Annotated in this window: 11 protein-coding genes; 7 read left to right on the top strand and 4 right to left on the bottom strand. The window is 70.6% G+C overall.

Features of this window, described 5'->3' with window-relative positions; genetic code table 11:
- The 4 genes from ACFRFC_RS04200 to ACFRFC_RS04185 all read left to right on the top strand — a co-directional run.
- Nucleotides 1-834, top strand: an 834-nt coding sequence (locus ACFRFC_RS04200) for an LpqB family beta-propeller domain-containing protein (RefSeq protein WP_383112583.1), incomplete at its 5' end; no start/stop codon positions are given.
- 133 nt (nucleotides 835-967) lie between these two features.
- Entirely contained in the window at nucleotides 968-1864 is an 897-nt protein-coding gene (locus tag ACFRFC_RS04195) for a ComF family protein (RefSeq protein WP_382681150.1), read from the top strand.
- A 315-nt stretch (nucleotides 1865-2179) separates the two neighbouring features.
- Nucleotides 2180-2869, top strand: a complete 690-nt coding sequence (gene hpf, locus ACFRFC_RS04190) for a ribosome hibernation-promoting factor, HPF/YfiA family (protein WP_382681153.1) — start codon at nucleotides 2180-2182, stop codon at nucleotides 2867-2869.
- A 203-nt stretch (nucleotides 2870-3072) separates the two neighbouring features.
- Nucleotides 3073-3819: a response regulator gene (locus tag ACFRFC_RS04185; protein WP_382681155.1), complete on the top strand. Its 747-nt coding sequence runs from the start codon at nucleotides 3073-3075 to the stop codon at nucleotides 3817-3819.
- Nucleotides 3820-3935: 116 nt separating this feature from the next.
- Here ACFRFC_RS04185 and ACFRFC_RS04180 read toward each other — a convergent pair whose 3' ends face one another.
- Nucleotides 3936-5108, bottom strand: coding sequence for a winged helix-turn-helix domain-containing protein (locus ACFRFC_RS04180; protein ID WP_382681157.1), 1173 nt, complete (start codon nucleotides 5106-5108; stop codon nucleotides 3936-3938).
- Nucleotides 5109-5360: 252 nt separating this feature from the next.
- Nucleotides 5361-5933 (bottom strand): GNAT family N-acetyltransferase, encoded by a 573-nt coding sequence (locus ACFRFC_RS04175; RefSeq protein ID WP_382681160.1) that lies wholly within the window; start codon nucleotides 5931-5933, stop codon nucleotides 5361-5363.
- A 359-nt stretch (nucleotides 5934-6292) separates the two neighbouring features.
- Between ACFRFC_RS04175 and secA the strand changes: the two genes are divergently transcribed.
- The gene (secA, locus tag ACFRFC_RS04170) at nucleotides 6293-9103 is read left to right on the top strand and encodes a preprotein translocase subunit SecA (RefSeq protein ID WP_382681163.1); all 2811 of its coding nucleotides are present in this window, start codon (nucleotides 6293-6295) and stop codon (nucleotides 9101-9103) included.
- 232 nt (nucleotides 9104-9335) lie between these two features.
- Here secA and ACFRFC_RS04165 read toward each other — a convergent pair whose 3' ends face one another.
- The gene (locus tag ACFRFC_RS04165) at nucleotides 9336-9959 is read right to left on the bottom strand and encodes an Rv3235 family protein (RefSeq protein ID WP_382681166.1); all 624 of its coding nucleotides are present in this window, start codon (nucleotides 9957-9959) and stop codon (nucleotides 9336-9338) included.
- 336 nt (nucleotides 9960-10295) lie between these two features.
- On the opposite strand from ACFRFC_RS04165, the gene ACFRFC_RS04160 reads away from it, so the two are divergent.
- The gene (locus ACFRFC_RS04160) at nucleotides 10296-10811 is read left to right on the top strand and encodes a DUF6912 family protein (protein WP_382681168.1); all 516 of its coding nucleotides are present in this window, start codon (nucleotides 10296-10298) and stop codon (nucleotides 10809-10811) included.
- Between the two features lie 179 nt (nucleotides 10812-10990).
- Nucleotides 10991-11656 carry an HAD family hydrolase gene (locus ACFRFC_RS04155; RefSeq protein WP_382681170.1) on the top strand — a complete coding sequence of 222 codons (666 nt, stop codon included), beginning with the start codon at nucleotides 10991-10993 and terminating at the stop codon, nucleotides 11654-11656.
- Between the two features lie 231 nt (nucleotides 11657-11887).
- On the opposite strand, the gene ACFRFC_RS04150 is transcribed toward ACFRFC_RS04155, so the two are convergent.
- Nucleotides 11888-12490 (bottom strand): DJ-1/PfpI family protein, encoded by a 603-nt coding sequence (locus ACFRFC_RS04150; RefSeq protein WP_382681172.1) that lies wholly within the window; start codon nucleotides 12488-12490, stop codon nucleotides 11888-11890.
- Nucleotides 12491-12644: the final 154 nt, after the last annotated feature.

Genomic DNA, 12644 nt, shown 5'->3' with positions numbered 1-12644 from the left:
CAGTACCTGTACTTCCTCGACGGCGACCACCGGCTCGTCCGTATCCCGAGCGGCAGCAAGACCACCACCGCCGAACCCGTGCCCGGCGCGCTCGGCGAGGGCAGCCGCGAACTGCGCTCGGTGGCCGTCTCGCGCGACGAGGACACGGCGGCCGGGGTCGGCAGCGACGGCAAGGGGCTCTACGTGGGCTCCCTGACCGCACAGGAGCCGCTCGCCGAGCCCGTCGTGGTCAGCCAGGGCAGGACGGAGAACGACCGCCTCACCGCGCCGAGCTGGGACATCTACGGCGACCTGTGGGTGGCCGACCGTGACCCGGCGAACCCGCGACTGCTGCTCCTCCAGGACGGCGAGGGCGACCCGATTCCGGTGGCGACGCCGGGGCTCGACGGCCGCATCGAGTCCGTGCGGGTGGCCGCCGACGGTGTGCGCGTCGCGCTGGTCGTGGAGAAGGACGGCGAGCAGTCGCTGGTCATCGGGCGGATCGAGCGGGAGGGTGCGGCCGGGCAGCCGCCTTCCGTGACGGTGCGGGAGATGCGGTCCGCGACCCCGCAGTTGTCGCAGATCACCACCATGTCCTGGGCGGGTGACAGCCGGCTCGTCGTGGTCGGGCGCGAGCAGGACGGCGTCCAGCAGATGTCGTACGTCCAGGTCGACGGCTCCACGCCCGAGGTGGCCGCCCCCGACGCCCTGAGCGGGGTGGAGGACATCGCCGCGTCCGAGGACGAGCGTCTGCCGCTGGTGGCGTTCTCGGAGGACGGGATCGTGCGGATGGCGAGCGGGGCGCAGTGGCAGAAGGTGGTCAAGGAGGGGTCTTCGCCGGTTTATCCGGGGTGAGACGGGTCGGCCGGGTGGGGGCGGGTGTGCGATGGCGCGGGGCGGGGTCTGGGTGTGACGCCCGTGTCGAGTTATCCACAGGCGTTGTCCACAGGGGTGGCGGGGCGGCTTCGGCGTGGGCACAGTGGTGCGTATGCGGAGCTGGTGGCGGGATCTCACGGATCTGGTGCTGCCCGCCGAGTGCGGGGGCTGCGGTGCGCCTCGTGCGGTGCTGTGCGCGCGGTGCCGTACGGCGCTGAGCGGGGGCGTGCCGAGGCGGGTGCGGCCGGTGCCTCAGCCGCGCGGGCTGCCGGTGGTGTTTGCGGCGGGGCGGTACGAGGACGAGGTGCGGGCCGCGTTGCTGGCGCACAAGGAGCGGGGTGCGCTGGCGCTGGCCGGGGCGCTCGGTGTGGCACTGGCGGGGGCTGTGCGGGGGGTGGTCGGGAGCGGGAGCGGGAGCGGGTGCGGGGTCCGGGGTGAGCCTGGGGTGTGGAGTGGGCCGGGGGCGTCGGGTGGGCCTGCGGTGTGGGGTGAGCGGGAGATGTGGGGTGGGGCGCAGGTGCCTGTGCTGCTCGTTCCTGTGCCGTCCGCGCGGCGGGCCGTGCGGGCCCGGGGGCATGATCCCGCGCGGCGGATCGCGCTCGCGGCGGCCGGTGAGTTGCGGCGGGGCGGGGTGGCCGCGCGGGTGCTCTCGGTGCTGCGGCAGCGGCGGCCGGTGGCCGATCAGGCGGGGCTGGGTGCGGCACGGCGGATGGAGAACCTCGCGGGGGCGCTGACGGTGGCGCGAGGGGCGGGTGAGCTGCTGGCGGATGGCCGGATTGTGCTGGTGGATGACCTGATCACCACGGGCGCGTCCCTCGCGGAGGCGGCCCGCGCGGTGCGGGCGGCGCTGGGGGCGAGGACCGTCCGGACCGAAACGGGGGGCATGACAGCGAGTGTGGGTGGGAAGTCGATGGGGCAGGGAAGGCCGGTGGAGAAAGGAGCCGGAGACACGATCTGCGCGGCTGTGGTCGCGGCGCCGCCTGATTCTTTCGAAATAAACAGGAACTGACCGCAAAGTTGCATCGTTGCAGGTAGTGAAGGGGTCAATTCCAAGGAACGGGGGTACGCGGCAGTAGAGGGTGACGACATCCGTCCGGGCGAGATATGTTCGGTTGTGAGAGAAAGGCGCGGGCCCTCCCTCGCATATCCGAATGCCGTGCCGCGGGTTTTCTGCAATGACCCGGGGCCTGCGGGTGGAGATCTCGCCCATGGGGGAGGAGGAGGTGGAAGTCACCGAGTCCGAGGTTCCGGGGCCTCCCGGGATCGGGTGCACAAGGGAGATGCTCCGCCACCGAAGCGGAGCGATCCGGGAACGGAGTTCTGCGTGGACATCGTCGTCAAGGGCCGCAAGACCGAGGTGCCCGAGCGGTTCCGCAAGCACGTGGCCGAGAAGCTGAAGCTGGAGAAGATCCAGAAGCTCGATGGCAAGGTGATCAGCCTCGACGTCGAGGTGTCCAAGGAGCCCAACCCCCGACAGGCCGACCGCAGTGACCGAGTGGAGATCACGCTCCGCTCCCGCGGCCCGGTGATCCGGGCGGAGGCGGCGGCCAGCGACCCGTACGCCGCGCTCGACCTCGCGGCGGAGAAGCTGGATGCGCGGCTGCGCAGGGAGCACGACAAGCGTCACACCCGCCGGGGCGTCCGCCGGCTCACGGCGGCGGAGGTCGCCGACCATGTTCCGGGCGCGGCGACGCTCAACGGCAACGACAGCATCTTCGAGGCGGACGAGCCGGAGGTGCCCACGAAGAAGTTCGGCTCGCTCGAAGTGAAGGGCGACGGGCCCCTGGTGGTCCGTGAGAAGACCCACGTCGCTTCCCCGATGACCCTTGACCAGGCCCTCTACGAGATGGAGCTGGTCGGGCACGACTTCTATCTGTTCGTCGACTCCGAGACCAAGGAGCCCAGTGTCGTCTACCGGCGGCACGCCTACGACTACGGCGTGATCCACCTGCGTACGGACACGATGGTCACCCAGGCGCCCGCGCCCGACGCGGGCGGGTCGCTGGGTCGCTGACCTCCCCGGACGGCAGCGATGCCGGTGCCCCTGGAGCGCGTGTGCGCCCCCAGGGGCACCGGTGCGACCGGTTCGCGCCCCGCTGCGTGACCGCGGTGTCGTCCAGGCATGAAATCATGGCCGCAACGGCTCAACCGGTGGGCCGTTGCCTTGGGTTGGCGATGGCACAGAACCACAGGCCACAGCCTTCAGGGGGAGGAACGATGGCGGACAGCTTCGGACCCATGCAGGACGGGGGCGCCCACGTAGGCGTCGCCGCCGAGAGCCCGGACACGGGCGCGTCACGCAAGGAGCCGATCCGTGTCCTGGTCGTCGATGATCACGCCCTCTTCCGGCGCGGACTGGAGATCGTGCTCGCGGCCGAGGAGGACATCCAGGTCATCGGAGAGGCCGGGGACGGCGCCGAGGCCGTCGACAAGGCGGCCGATCTGCTGCCCGACATCGTGCTGATGGATGTACGGATGCCCAAGCGCGGCGGGATCGAGGCGTGCACCTCCATCAAGGAGGTGGCACCCAGCGCGAAGATCATCATGCTGACGATCAGCGACGAGGAAGCGGATCTCTACGACGCGATCAAGGCGGGCGCGACCGGCTATCTCCTCAAGGAGATCTCCACGGACGAGGTCGCCACGGCGATCCGCGCGGTGGCCGACGGGCAGTCCCAGATCAGTCCGTCCATGGCGTCCAAGCTGCTCACCGAGTTCAAGTCGATGATCCAGCGCACCGACGAGCGGCGGCTGGTGCCCGCGCCGCGGCTCACCGACCGCGAGCTGGAAGTGCTCAAGCTGGTCGCCACGGGGATGAACAACCGGGACATCGCCAAGGAGTTGTTCATCTCCGAGAACACCGTGAAGAACCATGTGCGCAACATCCTGGAGAAGCTTCAGCTGCACTCCAGGATGGAGGCGGTGGTGTACGCGATGCGCGAGAAGATCCTGGAGATCCGCTGACGGTGGCCTCGCGGATGTCGCGGATCTCACGGGTTCTGCGGGCCGGGCGGTTCCGGGCTCGGTGACCGCGGACCCGGTGGCGCGGGGTCACCGGGTCCGCGTGCGCTTCCCGGTGGTCAGCCGAGCAGTCCCGTCAGTTCGCTCGTGAGGGCGTCGCGCAGGTCCGGGGTGTCGACGCGTTCCACCCGTACGTCCGTGCAGTTCACCCAGCTCGCCGCCTCCACCAGGGCCTGGGCGACCGCGGGGACGGCCTTGGGGCCGTCGAGGGTGATCTGTCTGGCGACCAGGGTCTGGCCCTCGCGGGCCGGGTCGACGCGTCCGACGAGCGTGCCGCCGGACAGGACCGGCATCGCGAAGTAGCCGTGGATCCGCTTCTGCTTGGGGACGTACGCCTCCAGGCGGTGGGTGAAGCCGAAGATCCGCTCCGTGCGCGCCCGTTCCCAGATCAGGGAGTCGAACGGGGACAGCAGCGTCGTACGGTGCCGTCCGCGCGGTGTGGTCGCCAGGGCCGCCGGGTCCGCCCAGGCCGGTTTGCCCCAGCCCGCCACCGAGACCGGGACCAGGCCGGAGTCGGCGATCACCGCGTCCACCTGCTCGCCCTTGAGGCGGTGGTAGTCGGCGATGTCCGCGCGGGTGCCGACCCCGAGGGCCTCGCCGGCCAGACGGACCAGACGGCGCAGGCACTCCGTGTCGTCCAGATCGTCGTGGAGCAGCGCTTCGGGGACCGCGCGCTCGGCCAGGTCGTACAGCCGCTTCCAGCCGCGGCGCTCGACGCACACCACCTCGCCGTACATCAGCGCGCGCTCCACGGCGACCTTGGCGCCCGACCAGTCCCACCACTCGCTGGTGCGCTTGGCGCCGCCCAGCTCCGTCGCCGTGAGCGGGCCCTCCGCGCGGAGTTGCTTGATCACCTGCTCGTAGACGCCGTCCGGCAGGTCGTGGCCCCAGTGCGGGCGGTCGCGGTAGGCGCGGCGGCGGAAGGCGAAGTGGGGCCACTCCTCGATGGGCAGGATGCAGGCGGCGTGCGACCAGTACTCGAAGGAGTGGGTGTCGGTCCAGTACGCCCGCTCCACCGTCTTGCGGCCGACCGCGCCCAGGCGCGCGTACGGCACGAGCTCGTGGGAGCGGGCGAGGACGGAGATGGTGTCGAGCTGGACCGCGCCGAGGTGCCGCAGGATGCCGCGGACACCGGCCCTGCGGTCGGGGGAGCCGAGAAAGCCCTGGGCGCGCAGGACGATACGGCGGGCCTCTGCCGCGGACAGCTCTGCCAGGGGGCGCGGGGTCGTCATGCCTCCGCACGATAGACGGTGGGTCTGACAATGCGGGCTGAGCTGCGGGTTTGTGGGCGGAGGCGCCCGGGTTCGGTGGTTTGGGCCCCGGCCGCTGCGGGGTCCGGTGGCCGTGGGGGTCCGGTGGCCGTGGGATCGGGCGGCTTCGGGATTGCGCGTGCCTCGGAAGTGCGCGTGCCTCGGGATTGGCGGCTTCGGGATCGCGCGAATCGGGCTGGTGTGGGCGTCGGGATCGTACGGCCGCTGGGGAGGTCAGGTGAGTGGGGCCGGGAGGTAGGGCGCCGTCGAGGGCAGGCCCAGGTCCGATGGGAGCAGGGAGCCGATCCAGCAGTCACGGCGTACGCCGTTGTTGTTCAGGCCGGAGCGCAGGACGCCCTCGATGGTGAAGCCGGCCTTCTCGGCGACCGCGCGGGAGGCGTGATTGCCGACCTCCGCGCGCCATTCGACACGGTCCACGCGCGCGTGGACGAACGCCCAGCGGGACGCGGCGACGGCCGCCTCGGTGGTGTAGCCATGGCCGCGGTGCTCCTTGGCCGCCCAGTAGCCGATCTCGCCGACTCCCAGGGAGCGCATGGTGATGCCGAGCATGCCGGTCAGGCCGCCCTCGGGCAGGAAGACGCCGAAGGTGAACATCGAGCCGGCCGCCCAGCCCTCCGGCGACGCCTGCCGGACGAAGCTCTCGGCGTGCTCGGGGAGGTAGGGCGAGGGGATCGTGGTCCAGCGCTGGATGTCGGGGTCCTGGCACGCGGCGTGCACCACGTCCGTGTCGTCCGGGCCGACCGCGCGCAGCCGCAGCCGGTCGGTGCTCAGCGTGACGGGTTCCATGGGCAGATTCTGCGCGCGGCGGCGGAAGGCGCGCCATCGCTTTGCCGTGCGGGCCGTGTGTGCCGTGCGTGATCGGGTGATCACAATTCGCGAAAATGCCCGCCGTGATCCGGCACCATCCGCGCATCCCGACCGTTGTGCCCTGTGAACGGGTGGATCGCCGACGGATCCGGGACAGGGCCGGACCGGGTCATGGCGGGATCCGCGCCCGGCTTCAGCTGCGGAAGTGAAGACGATGGCCGCCGTCGGTTCTGCGGGCCTCCCGGTGCGGGCGGGTCCTCGCATACGATGGCCGTTGCTCCGTCATGTCCAATGGAAACCGACCGTCCCAGGCCCGACCGGCAAGGAGACCAACCCCCGTGTCCGTCCTCTCGAAGATCATGCGTGCAGGCGAAGGCAAGATCCTGCGCAAGCTGCACCGCATCGCGGACCAGGTCAACTCCATCGAAGAGGACTTCGTCGACCTCTCCGACGCCGAGCTGCGGGCCCTCACCGATGAGTACAAGCAGCGCTACGTCGACGGTGAGACCCTGGACGACCTGCTGCCCGAGGCGTTCGCCACCGTGCGCGAGGCTGCCAAGCGCGTCCTCGGCCAGCGCCATTACGACGTGCAGATCATGGGCGGCGCCGCCCTGCACCTCGGCTATGTCGCCGAGATGAAGACCGGTGAGGGCAAGACCCTGGTCGGCACCCTGCCGACGTATCTGAACGCGCTCTCGGGCGACGGCGTGCACCTGATCACGGTCAACGACTACCTGGCCGAGCGCGACTCCGAGATGATGGGCCGCGTCCACAAGTTCCTCGGTCTGGACGTGGGCTGCATCCTCTCCAACATGACGCCGGCCCAGCGCCGCGAGCAGTACAACTGCGACATCACCTACGGCACGAACAACGAGTTCGGCTTCGACTACCTGCGCGACAACATGGCCTGGTCGAAGGACGAACTCGTCCAGCGCGGCCACAACTTCGCGGTGGTCGACGAGGTCGACTCCATCCTCATCGACGAGGCCCGCACACCGCTGATCATCTCCGGCCCGGCCGACCAGGCCACCAAGTGGTACGGCGACTTCGCCAAGCTGGTCACGCGCCTCAAGCGCGGTGAGGCCGGCCAGCCCCTCAAGGGCCTTGAGGAGACCGGCGACTACGACGTCGACGAGAAGAAGCGCACGGTCGCCATCCACGAGTCCGGCGTCAGCAAGGTCGAGGACTGGCTGGGCATCGACAACCTCTACGAGTCGGTGAACACGCCGCTGGTCGGCTATCTGAACAACGCCATCAAGGCGAAGGAACTGTTCAAGAAGGACAAGGACTACGTCGTCATCGACGGCGAAGTCATGATCGTCGACGAGCACACCGGCCGTATCCTCGCCGGCCGCCGTTACAACGAGGGCATGCACCAGGCTATCGAGGCGAAGGAAGGGGTGCCGATCAAGGACGAGAACCAGACGCTCGCCACGATCACCCTTCAGAACTTCTTCCGCCTCTACGGCAAGCTCTCCGGCATGACCGGTACGGCGATGACCGAGGCCGCCGAGTTCCACCAGATCTACAAGCTCGGTGTGGTCCCGATCCCGACCAACAAGCCCATGGTCCGCAAGGACCAGTCGGACCTGATCTACCGCACCGAGGTCGCCAAGTTCGACGCGGTGGTCGACGACATCGCCGAGAAGCACGAGAAGGGCCAGCCGATCCTGGTCGGCACCACCTCGGTCGAGAAGTCCGAGTACCTCTCGCAGCAGCTGTCCAAGCGCGGCATCCAGCACGAGGTGCTCAACGCCAAGCAGCACGACCGGGAGGCGCAGATCGTCGCCCAGGCCGGCCGCAAGGGCGCGGTGACCGTGGCGACCAACATGGCCGGCCGTGGTACGGACATCAAGCTGGGCGGCAACCCCGACGACCTCGCCGAGGCCGACCTGCGCCAGCGCGGGCTCGACCCCGAGGAGCACATCGAGGAGTGGGCCGCGGCGCTGCCGGCTGCCCTGGAGCGGGCCGAGAAGGCGGTGCGGACCGAGTTCGAGGAGGTCAAGGACCTCGGCGGCCTGTATGTGCTGGGCACCGAGCGGCACGAGTCGCGCCGGATCGACAACCAGCTGCGCGGTCGTTCCGGCCGTCAGGGCGACCCGGGCGAGTCCCGTTTCTACCTCTCGCTCGGTGACGACCTGATGCGGCTGTTCAAGGCGCAGATGGTCGAGCGCGTGATGTCCATGGCGAACGTCCCGGACGACGTGCCGATCGAGAACAAGATGGTCACCCGCGCGATCGCGTCCGCGCAGTCACAGGTCGAGCAGCAGAACTTCGAGACCCGTAAGAACGTCCTGAAGTACGACGAGGTCCTCAACCGGCAGCGTGAGGTCATCTACGGCGAGCGCCGCCGCGTCCTGGAGGGCGAGGACCTGCACGAGCAGGTCAGGCACTTCATGGACGACACGATCGACGCCTATGTCGGCGCCGAGACCGCCGAGGGCTTCGCCGAGGACTGGGACCTGGACCGGCTGTGGGGCGCCTTCAAGCAGCTCTACCCGGTGAAGGCCGATGTCGACGCCATGGAGGAGGAGGCCGGGGACCGGGCCGGGCTGACCGCCGAGTTCATCGCCGACTCCATCAAGGACGACATCCACCAGCAGTACGAGGCGCGTGAGGAGCAGCTCGGCTCCGAGATCATGCGTGAGCTGGAGCGCCGGGTGGTGCTCAGTGTGCTGGACCGCAAGTGGCGTGAGCACCTCTACGAGATGGACTACCTCCAGGAGGGCATCGGCCTGCGCGCGATGGCCCAGAAGGACCCGCTGGTCGAGTACCAGCGCGAGGGCTTCGACATGTTCACCGCCATGATGGAGGGCATCAAGGAGGAGTCCGTCGGCTATCTGTTCAACCTGGAGGTCCAGGTCGAGCAGCAGGTCGAGGAGGTCCCCGTCGAGGACGCCAAGCCGTCCCTGGAGAAGCAGGACGCCGTGCCGGCGCAGGCGGGCGCGCGCCCCGAGATCCGCGCCAAGGGCCTGGACGCCCCGCAGCGGCGGAACCTGCACTTCTCGGCGCCGACCGTGGACGGCGAGGGCGGCACCATCGAGGGTGACTTCACCGACGACGACGAGCCGGTGCGGTCGGAGGCCGACGGCCTCACCCGCGCGGAGCGGCGCAAGCAGTCGCGGGGTGGGCGGCGCCGGAAGAAGTAGGCGCCGTGCGGCGTGATCGTGGCGGCGTCCCGCGCGTCGTGGCGGGGTAGCGGCACAGCGTCGTAGCGGAGTGGGTGGGCCGGTCTCCTGGGGAGGCCGGCCCTTCTGTGTCGGGCGTCATCGCCCCTTTGCCATCGGCCTGTTCGGACCCGTTGTCATCGGTCCCTGTGCCATCCCCCTCTTCGGTGTCGGCCCCTCTGCGGGGCTTCGGTGGTTCTGGTGCCGGGTGTGGTCAGCCGCTCTGGTTCCGGGGGAGCGGGGGGCCGCCGAGGTCGACCGCGGTGCAGCGCCAGCGGCGGTCGTCGCTCAGTTCCAGGCGGAAGGCCATCGCGCGCACGCGGTCGCCGGCGCCGATCCGCGCGAAGACCTCGACGGCGCCCGGTCCGGCCTCGTACCAGCCGATCTCACGGACGACGGGGCGGACGCCTCGGGTGGTGCGCAGGGGGCCGCGTTCGGCGAGCCAGGCCAGTTCGTCGTAGGCGCGGCCGGAGGTGAGGCCGAGCATGTAGTGGACGGGGCGGGCGCCGCTGAGGACGGCCAGGAGGCGCTCGGCGAAGGGTTCGGTGGGAAGGGCGGGCCGGGGCCCGTGGGGGGCCTGGTGGGGGACTGTGGGGGTGGTGGGCGTGGCTCCCGTGCCTGTGCCCGGGTCGGTGAGGGAGGCCGGCGGTGAGGCCGGTGGTGGGGCCAGTGGTGACGTCGGGGCGGTGGTGCCTGCCGGTGTGCCCGGACCCGGGCGTCGGACGCCCGGGAAGCGGGGTGGGGCGGCGCCGGGGCGGCGGGAGTCGCGGCGGCCCGGCGGGCGGGTGCGTGAGGGGCGCTGGGCGTGTGCCTGGGCCCTGGTCATGACCTTGTTCATGGTGATCCCCGTTCGGTCGGCCGCCTGTTTCGTACTGGACGGTAACTTCCTGTTGGGGATCTTGTACGGAGGAGGCCGGGGCGGCAAGCGGGCCTCTCGCCGGGCTCGGGCGTCTCACAATTCACCTATCAGGGTGATCTGTGGGGCGTCATGCCTGGTGGGGTGGGTGTGGGGTGGTGGTTTTGCGGCGTCGGGTTGACGCTTCCGGGTGGGTGGGCAGGGACTCGAAAGGGGGCTCCCCGGACGTATCCTGAAGGGCACGCCGGTGGTTTTTCGGGCTCTTGCCGGGGTGCTGTGAGCCTGTTGCGAGCCCTCCGACCACGAAAGCGGCCAGCCATGCGCGTCTACGTCCCCCTGACCCTCCCCGGTCTCGCCGAGGCGTACAAAGCGGGCGAGCTGGGGGACGGGCCGGTCGTCGCGTACGCGGTGACGCCCGGTCTGCGGGAGTGGTATCTCTCCGACGACATCGAGGAACTGGAGTACGCGGCGCTGAACCGGGCGGCGCTGGCCTCGCTCCGGCTGATCGCGGCCGACCCTGGTGCCGTGCGGCGGCGGGTCGTGGTCGCCGTGGACGTACCGGACGGGACGGCTGTCGCGGATCCCGACCGGGGGCTGGATCCGGCCGTGCTGGGCGAGGTGCGGATCGCCGGCGCGGTGGCGCTGGACAGGGCGGCGGCCGTGCATGTCGACGCCGGGGACGCGGTGGCGGATGTGGCCGCGGCCGCGGCGGCGCTGGCCGCGGCGGCCGGCGGGGACGGCGACGCGCAGTTCGTGGTGGACGGGGCGGAGGACCATGAGCTGCTGTGGTTCGCCACGCAGGAGATCGCGGGGCTGGTGGGGTCGGGGGACTGAGGGGTTCTTGGCGGGTGGGGGCGGGGACCTCGGGAGGGCAGCCGTCGTCGGCGTGCTGGGCCGGGACTGGGCCGTCCTACGGCGGGGTCCCGTGCCACTGGACGCCTACCGGATGCCACCTGATCGCCTCTGAGCTGGAGTTCTCATGATTGTCAGTGGTGGGGGGTACGTTTTCTGGCATGGGGATGCAGACAGGGGCACACATCGTCTGGGACTGGAACGGCACGCTGTTCCACGACAATGACGCGATCATCGGGGCGACGAACGCGGCGTTCGCCGAGCTGGGGCTGGAACCGCTCACGATGGAGGAGTACCGGGCGCTGTACTGCGTGCCGGTGCCGAAGTTCTACGAGCGGCTGCTGGGCCGGCTGCCGACCGAGGCGGAGTGGGAGGTCATGGACGTGACCTTCCAGCGGCACTACACGGAGCACCGGGTCGGGTGCGGGCTGACCGACGGGGTCGGGGACCTGCTGACCGGGTGGGGGTCGGCGGGGCGCAGCCAGTCGATCCTGAGCATGTACGGGCATGAGGACCTGGTCCCGCTGGTGCGCGGGTTCGGGATCGAGAGCCACTTCCTGCGGGTCGACGGGCGGACCGGGCCGTCCGGGGGCAGCAAGGCCGAGCACATGGTGCGGCATCTCGCCGCCCTCGGCGGGGTGGAGCCGGGGCGCACGGTCGTGATCGGGGACGCCGCGGACGACGCGGTGGCGGCACGGCACGCGGGGGCGCGGGCCGTGCTCTACACCGGGGGATCGCACAGCCGGGCCAGCCTGGAGGAGACGGGGGTGCCGGTGGTGGACACACTGGCGGAGGCGGTTGTGGAGGCGGGCCGAATAGCGACGTAGCGATGCGGGGGAGTCGTGTGTGCGGGGTGCGCTCGTGTGCGTGACGCGCGGCTGGTGCCTGATGCCGTGGCATGCGCGTGACGAGCGGCATGCGAATGACGCGCGGCAGGGGCGATGCCTGGCAGGCGCGTGACGCGTCGCATACCCCCGTGCGGCGTCGCGTACCCCCGCACGGCGTCGCGTACCCCGTGCGGCGCCGCCTGCCTGCGTGACGCGTCGCCGCCCTGCCGATCAGGTCGCCGGGGACTTCGCGCGCAGGACCTTCAGGAACTCGCGCATCCAGGCCGGGTGGTCGGGCCAGGCGCGGGAGGAGACGAGGGTGCCGTCGACGACCGCCTCGGTGTCCTGGAAGGTGGCGCCGGCGGACTGCATGTCGATCTCCAGGGCCGGGTATGCGGTGACGCGGCGTCCCCGCAGGCCGTCGATCGCGGCGGTCAGCAGGGGGCCGTGGCAGATCTGGGCGACCGGCTTGTCGGCGTCGAAGAACGACTTGAGGATCTTGCGCAGCTCGGCGTCGTTGCGCAGATACTCGGGCGCCCGGCCGCCCGGGATCACCACCGCGACGTACTGACCGGGGTCCACCTCGGAGAACGCCAGGTCGGCGGGCCAGGTGTAGCCGGCCTTCTCGGTGTAGGTGTCGAAGCCGGGTTCGAAGTCGTGGACGACGAACTGGAGCTTCTTGCGGGTCGGGGCGGCGATGTGGACCTCGTAGCCCTCTTCCAGAAGACGCTGGTAGGGGTAGAGGACTTCGAGGGATTCCGCGGCGTCGCCGGTGAGAATCAGGATCTTGGGGGGTGTGGGGGAATGGGGGGACGTGGCGGAAGCGGGGGACATGAGGGCTCCTTCGGATCGGTTCGTCCTGTCGAGAACGTGCCGTGTCGCGGGGTGCTTGCCAAGGGGACGCGCCGATTTCCGGGCAGGGGTGGTGCGCCGGTCCGCGCACCCGCCATACGCCGAACACCCTCCGGCTCCGCACGCCCCCATCCGG

The sequence above is a fragment of the Streptomyces sp. NPDC056734 genome (assembly GCF_042790455.1).
Lineage (GTDB): Bacteria > Actinomycetota > Actinomycetes > Streptomycetales > Streptomycetaceae > Streptomyces.
Note: the sequence above shows the minus strand (reverse complement) of the source record. Positions and strands in the feature narration are given on the sequence as shown.